We start from the raw sequence: 13,411 nt of genomic DNA on the forward strand, positions 1-13,411 counted from the left end.
CTACAGGTTGTGCACGGGCAGGCAAAGTATAGCTGCTTACCCATAATATCAGGTATTTTATATATTTTAGAGGCAGCATCAGATTGTGGAATAAAATTTGTCTGAGGCAACGGTATAGATAAAATTAACATCTACCCACTATGAAAAAAGCTATACTCTTGCTGTGGTGTTGGGCGTTGGTGCTGGGAGCACAGGCGCAAACCAAACTGGTTTTTGAGGAATCAGTCCCTGTTTCCTTTTTGATGAAACGCGGGAATGGCAACGGCAGTCAGGCCACCGTAAACAGCCTGCTGGAACTGCTGCAGCGCGAGCAGGTGCAGCCACAGCGCGGCGGCAGGCCAAACCGCAGTGCTGAATTTATGGTACGCCTGGAGCAGCAGGCCCGCATTGCCGACTTGGGGGAGCAGTTGCAGTTAAAAGTGCTGCTGGCCAAAGCTGCAGTGAGCGGCGATGTAAACTACAGGGGCTTTGACATGGGGGAGGTACTTATGCCGGAGAAGTATACGGCCAAAGTACAGCTACTTGATAGCAAGAACCAGGTCATTAAAACATATACTCCAGGTATAAACCTGCAGCCAGGCGGAGGCACTTTGCTGGAAACGACTTTTCCGGACACTGCCGGCTCGCAAAACTTTAAATTAAAGGTGGTGGAGCAGGAGGTGGTGTATACGGCTGCTTCGCTTACCAAAGTGCAGGAGCGCCTGCAAGTAGTGCAGCAGTATTATGCCGCTGCTGCCAGCCTGGACGAGGCCCTGCAAAGTATAGCGCGCATTCAGCCTGAAGATGTAGACTACCTGCCGCAGCATGACCGCAACCTGCAGGCGTTGGAAGAACAGCTGACTCGCCTGCACCAGCAGAACTTTAAAGAGAAGTTGCGCCTGCGCCAGAACGACCCGCAGCGCCTACTGGACAAAATGCAGCAGCTGACGCAACTGGCGAAGGAGCGCCGCCGTGCCATTGACTATGCCCTGGCAACACTCGATCAGCAGTTCTACAACAGGGGCGTGGCGATGCTCAATGCTGGCAATCTAAAAGGAGCACAGGCATACTTTGTAAAATCGGCGGAGGTGAACCCGGCGTTTGCTCCTGCCCTGGTACAGCTGGCGCGGCTTGATTTTATGCAGGGCTATACCCGCGAAGCCGCCGATCGCCTTACAGACATTCTCGGCCACCTGCGCATTGATCCGGAAACAGAAACAGCAGCCTTGGGCCTCGCGCATGATATCTACAGTAGCTATATCGGGGAAGGCAACAACCTGACCAATCGCGGCCTTTACCAGGAGGCGTTAAATGCTTTTGCCGATGCACAGCACATGTGCAGCACCATTGGTGGCCTGCGCTGCAACCTGCCTGCTCTGAACGATGGCATTGCCAAAGCAGCTTATGGCGTATACCGGGGCATCGTAGCGGACGGGAAGCACCTGCTGGCAAGTAACGACCTGGCCCGCGCCGATGACGCGGCCAAAGCGGCACTGGATTTTCAGCAGCAGTATGATGTGGTGCTGCATCAGGCCCCCGAAGCGGCAGACCTGCAGCGCCAGGTAAAATACCGCTTTTACCTGCAGCACATCGACCAGGGCAAACGCTCGCTAACCCAGAAGAACTATGAAGCGGCGCTAGACCAGTTTGAGGTAGCGCTGGACCTGGAAAAGACTTACCCCTTTAAGCCGGTGCAGGAACTGGGTAGGCTGGCACAGCAGGCGGCTAAACCGGTATTGCTCCAGCAGTTGAGCGATGGCTATGCGCAAGCTACCAGTAACCGCCTGAGCGATGCGCGTGCTACCGCCGCTGCCGCGCAGGCCATGCAAAGCCGCTATGCGCTGCAGGGTGATAATGAGGTGGAAAGCAAGTATAACCTGCTCCGCGAGCGCATTTTTACACAGGAATGTGTGAACACGCAGGCAGCATACGACAAGCACTTCCAAAGCGGGAAAGAACTGGCCGGTCAGAGACAATACCTGGCGGCTGACCAGGCGTATAAAGCAGCCTTAGCGGCGGCTGCAGCCAAACCAGAATGTGCCATTGCTACTTTTACAGCCACTGATGCCCGCGAAGCCATACGGCCGGCAGTAGCTTACCAGCAGTTGCTGGCCGATGCAAATCGTTACGTAGCCTCCAGCCGTTATACCGAAGCAATCCAGGCCTATAACGAAGCAGAGAAGCAGTACCTGGCAAATAGTGTGAATCATTTCGGCCTTAGCCATACGTCCTTGCTCAACTACGCCCGCGACAACCAGAAGCTGCCTTTTACAGCCAGCGTAGTTAGCTATTTTACCAATGCAGGGCAAGAGGAGGTGGCAGTGCAGTTGTTGTCGTCGCTGCTGGAGCGAGGGTACCGCAAGGGCAAAACCAGTAAAGTGCAGGAGCAACTGGGCCGGCAACTGGCTGCCCGCGATGTGCAACGGGCACAGCAGCAAGATGCCGATCTGCTGAAAGCGAAGTATACCAGCAATCGAAAAGATCTGAAAAAGCTGGGCAAAGCGTATGTAAAAGAACGAAAGAGGCTGGCAAAAGGGTAGTAAGCACCCCATCAAAAAACAGGAGGCACTTCTAGTACTAGAAGTGCCTCCTGTTTTATACTTGTTTAGCGCTAAGTATAGCGACTATACTATTTCTTTACTACTTCTGCGCAAGCCACCGGAAGTGTCGCGTTATAGGTAGCGCCTTCTGTGCCTGCAGGTACAATTTTATTGTCCTTTACATAAGCGCCGTGAAGCACTACTACGCGTTCTTCAGCTTTGAAGTCAGCCATTGTCTGCTTTTCTTCATACTTGGCATCAATGGCTGCTACCAGGGAGTTTGTATCCACCATACCTACGTAGTTCAGGTTGCCGCCAGCGTTGGCAGTCGGGAAGTTGTCAGCATCTAAAGGTACTAATTTGTCGTCCAGCGGCAGCAGCACAGGGCCATAGTATGGCAGGCCGTCAGCCAGGGTCAGCAAACCGTCATCTCCTGCTGCACTTTCTGGTGGACAGGTAGCATCTTTGTTGTCCATGTCAAAGCCATGGATGTGCTGTGGATGCACCATGTTCGGTACCAGGTTCTTTGCTTCAACAATAACCTGGAATTTTCCATCTTCCTTATACTTGATCATCGCTGTGCCAGTCACCCCTGAATTGTTGAGAGGCTTCAGGTTGGCTACAAACATCTTCGTATTGTCGTTGTCCTTATTTTTTCCAAAGTCATCGATGTTGCCAAGGTAGTCGCAGCCAGAGAGGAAGAAAACACAGAGCAGTGCTGCCACAAACGTGTTAGCAGATAAGAGAGAATGACGGGTACTTCTTACGGAATTGTTCTTCATAATTTTGTTTGTTTAAGTGAATAATACGCTATTAATCGATGAGAGCTGTCCACAGAAATTTAGCATTAAAGCGGGGGCAGCTATCATATAAGCTACCTACGGCAGGTGTAGCGAAGCGGATTTGCAGCAGTTAAATATTAGGCGTTAAACAGGATAGGGCAATAAAATACTTTAAAAATGAGCCGAAGTGCTGCGTAAGGCGGGCATGCAAATTCACAGCAGCAGGCAGCGCAGGATGCGCCGCCGAAAGGAGAAGAGGTCTGTGTCGATCCACTAAACTGGCAGCAGTTAACAGGGAAGCAGAGATAAAAGGAATGCTATACTTCTTCTGCCAGCATCTGCTGCAGCACCCCTTCTTTCAGGGCGTAGGACGAAACGCGGATCTCCTGCAGTTGATACTGCTGCAGCACAAAGTCAACGGCAATACTGGCCAGCACGATCATATCCACCCGCATTTCCAGCATGCCCGCAATAGCTAACCGCGCCGCACGGTCTTTTGTGAGTAGTTCGTTATGTATCCGGTAAAAGTCGGCTATAGGCAAAGCCGAGGCGGCGGGTACTTGCTGCTGGCGGGAGGTATCGCCTTTGTGGAGTGCATCTATATCGCAGAAGGTATCGAAGGTGCCCGAAGAGCCAACCAGCACCGTGGGTTTATACTTGTTCACGGCTTCCTGCAGCGGCTGTAGCTTTTCCTGCAGGTATGCTTTCTCGGCAGTTATACTTTCCGGCGCAATCGGGTCTTGCCGAAAGAACTGGTCCATCAGGCGCTGTGCACCTACTTCGAAACTGCGCTTCCAGAATATCTCATCGCGGTTGCAAATAATGAATTCGATGCTGCCGCCGCCAATGTCCATGATCAGCGACGTTTGCCCGTCCAGCACGCCTGCTGCCTGCACCCCATAAAAGATGTACTCCGCCTCTTTATCTCCCGAAATAACCTCTACCTGAATATCAGTCTGCTTAAAGATATCCTTAATAAAATCATCACCATTGGCAGCGTTGCGCACCATACTGGTAGCCATGGCCTGCACCGTTACGTCTCCAAAGCTGTCGATGGTCTTCCGGAACTCCCGCAGCGTTTTCAGGGCGCGTTCATAGGCCTCCGGCGCGATGTTGCCGTTGCTGATGCCGCCCTGGCCGAGGCGCACCGGCAGCTTCGTTTTATAGAGATCGTGCAGGTTTTGGTGGTCGTCCACTTCTGTTACCAGCAGGTGAAACGTGTTGGTGCCCATATCGATGAGTGCGAAACGCTTGGTCATAAAGTATGTGTGGTAGTTAGCATGACATACAGCATCATACTATAATGTTGATCGCTAAGTTATGTGCTGCCCCGGCTAAAGCGCAATGGCTGGCAACTGTATCCGGTTATTGTCAGCTTTTAGTGCTTCATAAAATCAAAAGCGCCTTTTCTCAGGTTAATGCCATACTCCACATAGGCTTTGAGGCACGCCAGGAAGTTTGCCCATCCGGCGGTGTTTCTGCCCAGCCATTGGATACCGGCCGCATCATTTTCCATCGGCCCTTCGCTGATTTTAACCAAAGTGCTGTTGCCGGGCAGCTCTTCCAGCCTAATCTCCACCTGCAGTTGTTTGCCCGGCTCACCCTCCCATTCAAAAGCTATAAACGTATCGGGTAGCACTTCTAAAACCCGTATGGGAAAGGTAAGGTCGAACTCGGGAAACTTCCAGTGCAGCGTTTTGCCTGCTTCCATGCTGCCGGTGCTTTCCGAAATAAAATAATGCGCCATGTGCTGCGGCTCCACTAAGGCTTCAAACACTGTGTGCGGCGGCTTTTGGATCTGCAGGGCTGTATTAATTTGTAATGCGTTCATCGGGGTGCTGTTTTCTGCCTGATCAGGATAAAGAATCGGCCTTGGTATTAAAAGTGATCATCCAGTTGATGTCATACTTGTCGGTGCACATGCCAAAATAGTCTCCCCAGAACGTCTGGCTCATGGGCATCTTCTGTTTGCCGCCATCCGACAGGGCCTTAAAGAAGCGGTCGGCGTCTTCTTTGCTGTCTGTGATGATGGAGAGTGAGATGTTGTTCCCGATCTTCGTTTGGGAGGCCCATTCGCCGCCAGTATCGCTTCCCATTAAAATGGTTTCTTTGCAGATAGGCAAGGCAATGTGCATGATCTTGTTCTTGTCTTCTTCCGACATGGTCGCGCCCTCCTGTGTCGGCATATCCGAGAACCTGCTGACGAACGAAAATTCTCCGCCAAAAACAGACTTGTAATACTGGAACGCTTCTTCGCAGTTGCCTAAAAAGGTTAAATAAGGATTTACTAGCATAGGTTGATGGTTATAGTTTGAAATGAGGTTTGATGCTGTTGTGCACTCCTGCCTCTAGTCGCATAGTTTATACTTCTCCTCTGTCCCATTAGAGAAATAGTTATTTATACTTCGGGCTGGCAAATGAAGTAAGGTACAACTTTCCGAGTAGGAATTTTGAAGGGTATTTAGGATTACGGGCCATTTTGCCTGATGCCTGTTGATCGTACGGCTGCTTTAACTTTCGGCAGTTGTTCTGGTAAAGACTAAATGATCTACCAGTCGCCAGGCAGTCCCGTCCTTGCTTATTTCATAACTCATTTTAAATGTGTTGTCAGACAGCTTCTCGAAAATAAAATGCTGAAAGAACTGGCCTCTTCCGGGAGAGGACTCCTGGTTTGTCAGGATCAGCTTTCCATCCTTCCAGCCGTCGCTTTCAAATTTCCTGTGGCCATTAAAGTTGTCAAATACATAGGCGATAAACTGGCCGGTTTGCGCATTTAGGCCCCACATCGACTGGGCCTCGTAAGTGTTTGGGGCTTTATCGCGATGGTGGTAGCTGAGCCAGCAGCTGTCAAGAGATAAGGTAAAGGACACGTCAGCCGCGATCTGCTTGCCATTGGCAAATTCTCCTGCACCCGTCCAGTAGCCGCAAAAAAAGCTGGCCAGCTCCTGCGGTACTTTGTGCGTCTGCCTTTGCTGTGCCGTAGCAGCGGTGATGCCCAATAGGCTCACCCAGATAAGTAAGAGGTGCTTTTTCATAGTTGTAGAAAGAATGGTATACTGTTTATAGTTGAAAAATAGAGAAGACACGCTATTGTACCAGAGCATTACAAACTACTTTCCCAGCAGAAGAAAACCGGAAAAACATATTCAATAGCGGTTGCGGCTGTTTTGCTGGTAAAGCTTGCCTGCCTATTCTTGCTGCTCCTTGTAGAATTCTGAAAAGAATAAATATTTAGGAGAACATATATATCGGGTAAAATTATTTATTTTGGAGGATAATTCATTGTATTTGTAAGGCGCTTTGCCATTTGTCTATGAAAACAAGCAAGGTTGGCACTTACCTCACCCTAATTTCTTAACAGTATGTGTAAACCTTTACCAACCGGCAGCTCTTTCCGGCAGCTGCTCTTACCTCTTCTTTTTATTTTTCTGACGCCCTTGCTTGCCCTGGCCCAAAGCAGCGCCGACCTGGATGCCGCCTGGAAAAGCTTTTATGCCAACGACCGGCAACAGGCGCGGGAGCTGTTTAACAAGGCCACGCATGATGCCGCCACCAAAGCGGAGGCGCACCTGGGGCTCTCCCTGCTGGCCACCATCGATAAAACAGATGCGGAAGCCTTTGCGGAGTATACCCGTTTCGCAGCGGCCAGCCCCAACCCGTATCCCTATACTTTTGCCCTCTGGAGCACGGAAGCGGTAACGGCCGGAAGTGGTAAAAAGACACCGGCACAAGTAGCTTACCTCCAGGCCCTGTCGAAAGACGCGCGGGCAAACGGCACCTTGCGGGCAATGGCACAAAGTATATTGGGCGGCCACTACGAAGCAATTAACAACGACAAGCAAGCCGAAGCAGCCTACAGCCAAATGGGCGCCATCACGGATTGGCAGATTGTGGGGGAGTTTGAGAATATCTCTGCCAGCGGTTTTAACAAAGCATATGGCCCCATTAAGAATGGATCAAACGATGCCACGTTCACAAATAAGGCTGGGGCAAGCGTTAAGTGGTTTAACCTGCCGGCCTTCCGGGCCGACCGCTGGATCGATTTTACCTATCATTTCTATGCCCACAATTCCGTGATCTATGCGCAGACCTATGTCATGAGCCCGGTGGAGCAGGAGGTGCAATTGCGCCTGGGCGTATCAGGCTCTCTGAAAGCCTGGATGAACGACAAACTGGTGCTGGCCGAGCAGGAAGAGCGCAACAACGACCTGGATACCTACCTGACCACCGTAAAGCTGCACAAAGGATACAACCGCCTGCTGGTACAAGTGGCCGAGAGCTATGCCGACCGCTCGAACTTTATGGCACGCCTGACGGACGAAACCGGCAAAGCCATAGATGGACTTAGCTACTCCAAAGTGCCACAGCCCTATACCGTAGAAACGGTGTACGAGGCGAAAAACATCCCGCTGTTTGCCGAAGCCTACTTTCAGGACCTGGTGAAGAAAGAGCCGGGAAAAGTGCTTAACTACCTTCTGCTGGGCCATACCTACCTGCGCAGCCAGAAAAACTACGAAGCCCGCAAAGCGTTTACAGCTGCGCAGAAACTTGCTCCGGAGTCGAGCTACATCATGGGCTTGCTTGTTCAATTATACCAGCAGGAGCGAAACCGCACCCAGCTTGCTACCACCCTGGAGTGGCTGAAAGATAAAGACCCCGAGAACCCGTTTTCGCTGAATCTGCTGTTTCATGATGAGATCGAGAAAGAGAATTATGACAACGCGGCTGCTGTTTTAGCTAAGATCGAGAAGATCTATGGGAAAGACGAGAATGTATACATGAAGCGGCTGCAGTTAGCTACAGCGGAGAAGAAAGAAGTAGAAATCGTGAAGCTGGCGGACGAAGCCTATTCAAAATTTCCTGAAAATGCTGATTTCGTGAAACTGGAGTACCTGATCGAGAAAACGGTACGGAAAAATAGCAAGTCTTCGGTCAACATCCTCAAGAACTACCTCAAAGATCACAACCACAATGCCTATGCCGAGTTGCTGGCAGAGGATTATTTTCAGAAAGGAGCCGTGTCAGATGGCCTGAATATATACCAGTCGGCGATAGCCCGGAACCCGGTAGCAGTTGGATACCAGTACAAGCTGGGCACTATTTACGCTAACCTTCAGGATCACAAAAAAGCGGAAGATACGTACCGGAAAGCGCTCCTTACTTCCCCGTATGTCGGCAAGTACTGGGCAGAACTTGCCAAGACGCAAAACGTGAATGGCAAAAAGGCCGAGGCGATCAGTTCCTACCAAAAAGCGATCGAATATGAGCCAACTGACTTCAGCAGTATCAAAGAACTCCGTAAGCTGGAGAATAAGAAAGACGTGTTCGAGTACTTCCCGGCGGTAGATATCTATGCGTTGGCGAAAGCGGCACCCGGCGCTGCGGCCTATCCCGAAGACAGAACCCTAATTGTGTACGACGAGGTACAGCGGGTGGTATACAAGAGCGGTGCTTCCGAAGAAAGGCGCATATTCGTTTTAAAAATGCTGGATGAGCAGGGTGTAGACGATTGGAAAGAGTATGAGATTGGCTATAACAGCGACCAGCGCATGGTAGTAGAGAAAGCCGAGGTTATCAAGAAGAACGGGACAAAAGTGCCGGCCGAAACAAATGGCAACCAGCTTGTTTTCACCAATCTGGAAGTTGGCGATGCCATCCATTATACTTATAAGTTGGAGAACTATAATGAGGGCCGTTTAGCCTCTCATTTCTGGGACAAGTATTACTTCACGCACTTTTTGCCTTATCTCACTACCAAATATAGCCTGCTGATCTCTCCGGAGGTGAAGTTCCAGTATAAAATGACCCAGCAGCCGCTGGAACCGGCTGTTTCAAAGCCAGATGCGGATTTCAACCTGTATGTCTGGAAAAAGGAAAATCAGGCTGCTTTAAAGTTTGAAGACAAAATGCCGGCTATGGCAGACGTTGCCCAGACCCTGCACCTGACCACCATCCCCGACTGGAATTATGTGAGCAACTGGTACTCAGACCTGGCCTCGGAGAAAGCAAAAGCCGATTTTGAGGTAAAAGAAGTAGTAGCAGACCTGTTTAAAGATAAGTCCAACCTCACGGAAGAGGCTAAAGTAAAACTCATCTACGATTACATTATTGATAACATCAAGTATAGCTCTGTTTCTTTCCGCCAGAGCGGACTGATCCCGCAAAAAGCTTCTACCGTTCTAAACACCCGCATTGGCGACTGTAAAGATGTGTCTACGCTTTTTGTGGCCATGTGCAAAGAAGCAGGAATCGATGCCAGCCTGGTGCTTGTTAACACCCGTGACAATGGCCTGAGCGAAATGGAGCTGCCTTCCATTGAGTTTAACCATTGCATGGCGAGGGTAGAACTGAATGGCAAGCCGCATTACCTGGAGCTGACCTCGAACTACCTGCCTTTCGGCAGCCTGTACAGCGATGCGCTGAACTCCAGAATTCTGGAGATAACAGGGGAGAAAAACACGCAGCCATTGCAGCTGGGCTACTTGAACCCTGCGGTTCGGAAACCAAATACTGTGGTACGTCAAACAATGATCAACATCAAAGACAGAAACCTGGAGATCAGCGAGCGCAACTATAATACCGCTTCGCTGGCTGCTTACAACAAGTCCAGGTACCGCAACCTGAGCGGTAAGGAGCGGGAGAAGCAAATGCTAGATGGTCTGAAATCATACTACACAAATGCCAGCTTAAGCAAGCTTGAATTCTTTGGCCTTGAAGGTACGGCCGATACGGTACGCAGCAACATCGATTATGCACTGCAGGATATCATTACCCAGGTAGGCGGCATGTCGCTGTTTGCTTTGCCCTGGAGCAGCAAAGCCACCGCCAGCGAATTTGTGGTGAATGCAGAAAGAACTTTCCCGATCGACCTCTCGAAGGTGAAGTACGCAGATACGGACAGAGAAACTATCACCATCATCATCCCGGCCAACAAAGCCCTGGTGGAAGTTCCAAAGACGGTGACGTATTCCTGCGCCTACGCCACGTATACCTTGTCCTGCAAGCAGGTCAACAAATCGTTGCAGTTTACCCGGGAGCTCGTTTATAAAGGCGATATTATACCTGCCGGCAAAGTACAGGAGTTTAGCAACTTCTATAAGAAAGTGATCGAGGCAGATGCTCGCCAGATCGCTTTTAAATAAGCTGGAAAGTAAGGAAGCTTAAAGGTCATTTGAAAGAAAAAGGGGGAGCTACACGCTCCCCCTTTTTATACTTCTTACATTTGTCATCCTGCAAGAATGTTAGTGGAAGGGAGGTAAGGCCTATGCTATAAAACTTATACTTCGAAACCTCTTCCAGCCAGATTCCCTTCTCGAACAAGGCAGGGAGATATTATAACTTCAACGCTTATACTTTGCCCAAGTAATAACAAGTCACTGATAGTTCAGCCTTCGAATATTACTCACCCTTTATCGGGGTCATAGTATGCGCCGAGGGCGAACATAAACAGGGCATAGCAGATAGTGCCGACCGCTACCAGGATAAAGTATAAATGCCCGATGTCGTCCCCTATGAAATCAAAGGCTTTGTCGGTGTTCACCACATAGTGCGCATTTTCCAAGACACCTGCTTTCAGCAGGAAAAAGCCGATGATTCCTAAAATGATCCCGCGGGCCGCATACCCCACCCAGGCAAGCGCACGGATCAGGTGTTTTTCAACAGCACGGAGGCGACCGATGTTGATTCGTTCCTTATACCCGTTGGTGATTCCGTAGAGTAACTGCACCACGGCGGTTATAGCAACAACAGCTCCGGTGCAGATGATAGCCCAATCGCCCCAACTCTTTTGCAGGATCAGGTGCACCATCCGGCGTTGCTCCTCGGGTTGTCCGTTTTCCGGTACGTGGCTTTTGCCGAGCAAGCTCATGATGGCAGCATAGGCAATAAGCATATCGGCAACAGTGCTCAGGGCAATGCCTGTTCGGGTGGCAACACCTTTCGGGCTCGTGCCATACCCGTAAGGATCTTTGATCGTTTCGTAAATCCGCCAGATAATGTAGCTGATCGTCCCTAGCAGAATGGCCCAGATAAGTATTCTGCCGGCCACATAATCGTTTAGAAAAGCCAGCAAGCTACTTTCATCCGCGCCGCCATGCTTGATTTTTAAAAAAGACAGGATAGCGATAACGCCGACAGCTGCATAGATAATGCCCGTTGAGAAACACCCGTAAATAGGGAGGAAGGCAATCCAGCGCTTTAGCTTTTCCCTGTCTGGCATCTGTTGGTGTTAAAGCTTGTAAAGCCTTTCCGAATCGAGATAAAAGGTTCGGGCAACGGCTTAGGCAGGATACGAGCACTGGCAGGTAAGGGGTGCAGCAGAATTATTTACCGCCCGACGTAAACCGAAAGAACGTGCCCAAGGGTAGCCGGCGCTTGCCGCCATCCAGCAAGTATAACTCGCCCAGTTCTTCGTTTTGTACTTGCGTTCCAAACGTGTCGCGCATCAGGTTATCCAGGATCATGGCAGAGAAGCCGATCGAGTATAAATTGATGAGCAGGAAATAGTCGGTTTTGTCCAGCAGTTCGCGGCACAGTTTAATCATCTCGTTTAATTCGTTCTCTAGCTGCCATTTTTCGCCGTTCGGGCCGCGGCCGTAGCTGGGCGGGTCCAGGATAATGCCGTTGTAGGTATTGCCGCGTTTCACCTCCCGGCGGGCATACTTCATGGCGTCTTCCACCACCCAGCGCACGTTGTCCAGGTTGCTGGCCTCCATGTTGTCGCGGGCCCAGAAGTTTACCTGCTTCACCGAGTCCAGGTGCGTTACGTCGGCGCCGGCAGCTTTGGCGGCCAGGGTGGCAGCGCCGGTATAGGCAAACAGGTTCAGCACCTTTGGCTGTGGCGTTTGCAGCTTTTTGGTAGCGTTGTAAATAAATTTCCAGTTGCTGTCTTGCTCTGGGAAAAGCCCCACGTGCTTAAACGAGGAGAGCCCCAGCCTAAAGCGAAGTTTCAGGTCATTATAAGTATAATCGATGTACCACTGCTCTGGCATGCCTTTCTTCAGCTTCCACTGGCCTTTTTCCTGGCTGCCTTTGTCGCGCGTAAATACGGCGTTTGCCAGGCGTTGCCACTCCTGTTCGGGCAAGTGCTTGTCCCAGATGGCCTGCGGCTCCGGGCGTGCCACATAGTAGGCGCCAAAGCGCTCCAACTTCTCAAAGTTTCCGGAATCCACCAGCTCATAGTCGGCCCAGTTTTCTGTTGTAAGAAAGGAATACATATCTTTGTCGTTTCGTGCTGGCTGTGTGCCACCTGGCGGCAAATTACGCATTATCCGCCGAACCATAAAAAAGGCACCCAACCGGGATTTAAATTGTTATAACGACATGGCAATCACTTTTTATAAATACCAGGGCACCGGAAACGATTTTGTGATGGTGGATAACCGCAAGCAGATCTTCCCGACCGATGATGAGCAGTTCATAAAGCACCTGTGCGACCGGCGCAAGGGTGTTGGGGCCGATGGGCTCATTCTGCTGCAGGACCATCCTGATTATGACTTTGAGATGGTATACTTCAATGCTGACGGCCGCCTGGGCTCCATGTGCGGTAACGGCGCACGCTGTACCGTCCGTTTTGCCAAGCAGATGGGCATGATAGAAGATGTCGCCTGCTTTCTGGCAGCTGACGGCGAGCACCAGGCCAGTATAGAGCGCGATCTTATCCAGCTGAAGATGAATGATGTAAAGCAGGTGGAGAAGATTGGCAGCGATTATTACCTCAGCACCGGCTCTCCCCATTATGTACGCTTTGTAGCCGATGTGCAGGAACTGGATGTATACACCGAAGGACGCGCCATTCGCTACAACGCCCGGTTTAATGAGAAAGGCACCAACGTGAACTTTGTGCAGCGCCTCTCGGATAACGAGATATTTGTGCGCACCTATGAACGGGGCGTAGAGGATGAGACGCTGTCGTGCGGAACGGGCGTAACAGCCTGCGCACTGGTGGCCAGTATGCAAGGCATGCAAAGCCCTGTCAAGGTAAAGGTGCTGGGGGGCGAACTGGAGGTGGCGTTCGAACGCGCGCCGGAAGGAGGCTTCAAGTATATTTACCTGATCGGCCCGGCCCGGCTGGTGTTTACGGGTGCCGTGCAGGCCGAAGTGAAAGTGTAA

At 50.8% G+C, this 13,411-nt stretch carries 10 protein-coding genes; 3 read left to right on the top strand and 7 right to left on the bottom strand.

The window, feature by feature from the left end; genetic code table 11:
- The first annotated feature begins 140 nt into the window (after window positions 1-140).
- The gene (locus tag ABDW72_RS16030) at window positions 141-2,519 is read left to right on the top strand and encodes a hypothetical protein (protein WP_347159606.1); all 2,379 of its coding nucleotides are present in this window, start codon (window positions 141-143) and stop codon (window positions 2,517-2,519) included.
- 89 nt (window positions 2,520-2,608) lie between these two features.
- Here the strand turns inward: ABDW72_RS16030 and ABDW72_RS16035 are convergent, their stop codons facing one another.
- The 5 genes from ABDW72_RS16035 to ABDW72_RS16055 all read right to left on the bottom strand — a co-directional run bounded on the left by ABDW72_RS16035 (window position 2,609) and on the right by ABDW72_RS16055 (window position 6,336).
- Complete coding sequence (locus ABDW72_RS16035; RefSeq protein WP_347159607.1) at window positions 2,609-3,301, bottom strand: hypothetical protein; 693 nt, start codon at window positions 3,299-3,301, stop codon at window positions 2,609-2,611.
- 317 nt (window positions 3,302-3,618) lie between these two features.
- Entirely contained in the window at window positions 3,619-4,560 is a 942-nt protein-coding gene (locus tag ABDW72_RS16040; protein ID WP_347159608.1) for a Ppx/GppA phosphatase family protein, read from the bottom strand.
- 119 nt (window positions 4,561-4,679) lie between these two features.
- Window positions 4,680-5,132 carry an SRPBCC domain-containing protein gene (locus tag ABDW72_RS16045; protein ID WP_347159609.1) on the bottom strand — a complete coding sequence of 151 codons (453 nt, stop codon included), beginning with the start codon at window positions 5,130-5,132 and terminating at the stop codon, window positions 4,680-4,682.
- A 22-nt stretch (window positions 5,133-5,154) separates the two neighbouring features.
- Window positions 5,155-5,595, bottom strand: coding sequence for a VOC family protein (locus tag ABDW72_RS16050; protein WP_347159610.1), 441 nt, complete (start codon window positions 5,593-5,595; stop codon window positions 5,155-5,157).
- A 216-nt stretch (window positions 5,596-5,811) separates the two neighbouring features.
- Entirely contained in the window at window positions 5,812-6,336 is a 525-nt protein-coding gene (locus ABDW72_RS16055; RefSeq protein WP_347159611.1) for a hypothetical protein, read from the bottom strand.
- Window positions 6,337-6,663: 327 nt separating this feature from the next.
- On the opposite strand from ABDW72_RS16055, the gene ABDW72_RS16060 reads away from it, so the two are divergent.
- On the top strand, window positions 6,664-10,443 hold the full coding sequence (locus tag ABDW72_RS16060; RefSeq protein WP_347159612.1) for a DUF3857 domain-containing protein: 3,780 nt from the start codon (window positions 6,664-6,666) through the stop codon (window positions 10,441-10,443).
- Window positions 10,444-10,703: 260 nt separating this feature from the next.
- Here ABDW72_RS16060 and ABDW72_RS16065 read toward each other — a convergent pair whose 3' ends face one another.
- Window positions 10,704-11,519: a DUF1206 domain-containing protein gene (locus ABDW72_RS16065; protein ID WP_347159613.1), complete on the bottom strand. Its 816-nt coding sequence runs from the start codon at window positions 11,517-11,519 to the stop codon at window positions 10,704-10,706.
- 103 nt (window positions 11,520-11,622) lie between these two features.
- The gene (locus tag ABDW72_RS16070) at window positions 11,623-12,516 is read right to left on the bottom strand and encodes a class I SAM-dependent methyltransferase (protein ID WP_347159614.1); all 894 of its coding nucleotides are present in this window, start codon (window positions 12,514-12,516) and stop codon (window positions 11,623-11,625) included.
- A 106-nt stretch (window positions 12,517-12,622) separates the two neighbouring features.
- Between ABDW72_RS16070 and dapF the strand changes: the two genes are divergently transcribed.
- On the top strand, window positions 12,623-13,411 hold the full coding sequence (gene dapF, locus ABDW72_RS16075; protein WP_347159615.1) for a diaminopimelate epimerase: 789 nt from the start codon (window positions 12,623-12,625) through the stop codon (window positions 13,409-13,411).

This window comes from Pontibacter chitinilyticus (assembly GCF_039748935.1).
Classification (GTDB): domain Bacteria; phylum Bacteroidota; class Bacteroidia; order Cytophagales; family Hymenobacteraceae; genus Pontibacter; species Pontibacter chitinilyticus.

Bases quoted from the DNA above. Each gene is read 5' to 3' on its own strand.
- ABDW72_RS16030 (WP_347159606.1), top strand. From the start codon at position 141: ATGAAAAAAGCTATACTCTTGCTGTGGTGTTGGGCGTTGGTGCTGGGA.
- ABDW72_RS16035 (WP_347159607.1), bottom strand. From the start codon at position 3,301: ATGAAGAACAATTCCGTAAGAAGTACCCGTCATTCTCTCTTATCTGCT.
- ABDW72_RS16040 (WP_347159608.1), bottom strand. From the start codon at position 4,560: ATGACCAAGCGTTTCGCACTCATCGATATGGGCACCAACACGTTTCAC.
- ABDW72_RS16045 (WP_347159609.1), bottom strand. From the start codon at position 5,132: ATGAACGCATTACAAATTAATACAGCCCTGCAGATCCAAAAGCCGCCG.
- ABDW72_RS16050 (WP_347159610.1), bottom strand. From the start codon at position 5,595: ATGCTAGTAAATCCTTATTTAACCTTTTTAGGCAACTGCGAAGAAGCG.
- ABDW72_RS16055 (WP_347159611.1), bottom strand. From the start codon at position 6,336: ATGAAAAAGCACCTCTTACTTATCTGGGTGAGCCTATTGGGCATCACC.
- ABDW72_RS16060 (WP_347159612.1), top strand. From the start codon at position 6,664: ATGTGTAAACCTTTACCAACCGGCAGCTCTTTCCGGCAGCTGCTCTTA.
- ABDW72_RS16065 (WP_347159613.1), bottom strand. From the start codon at position 11,519: ATGCCAGACAGGGAAAAGCTAAAGCGCTGGATTGCCTTCCTCCCTATT.
- ABDW72_RS16070 (WP_347159614.1), bottom strand. From the start codon at position 12,516: ATGTATTCCTTTCTTACAACAGAAAACTGGGCCGACTATGAGCTGGTG.
- dapF (WP_347159615.1), top strand. From the start codon at position 12,623: ATGGCAATCACTTTTTATAAATACCAGGGCACCGGAAACGATTTTGTG.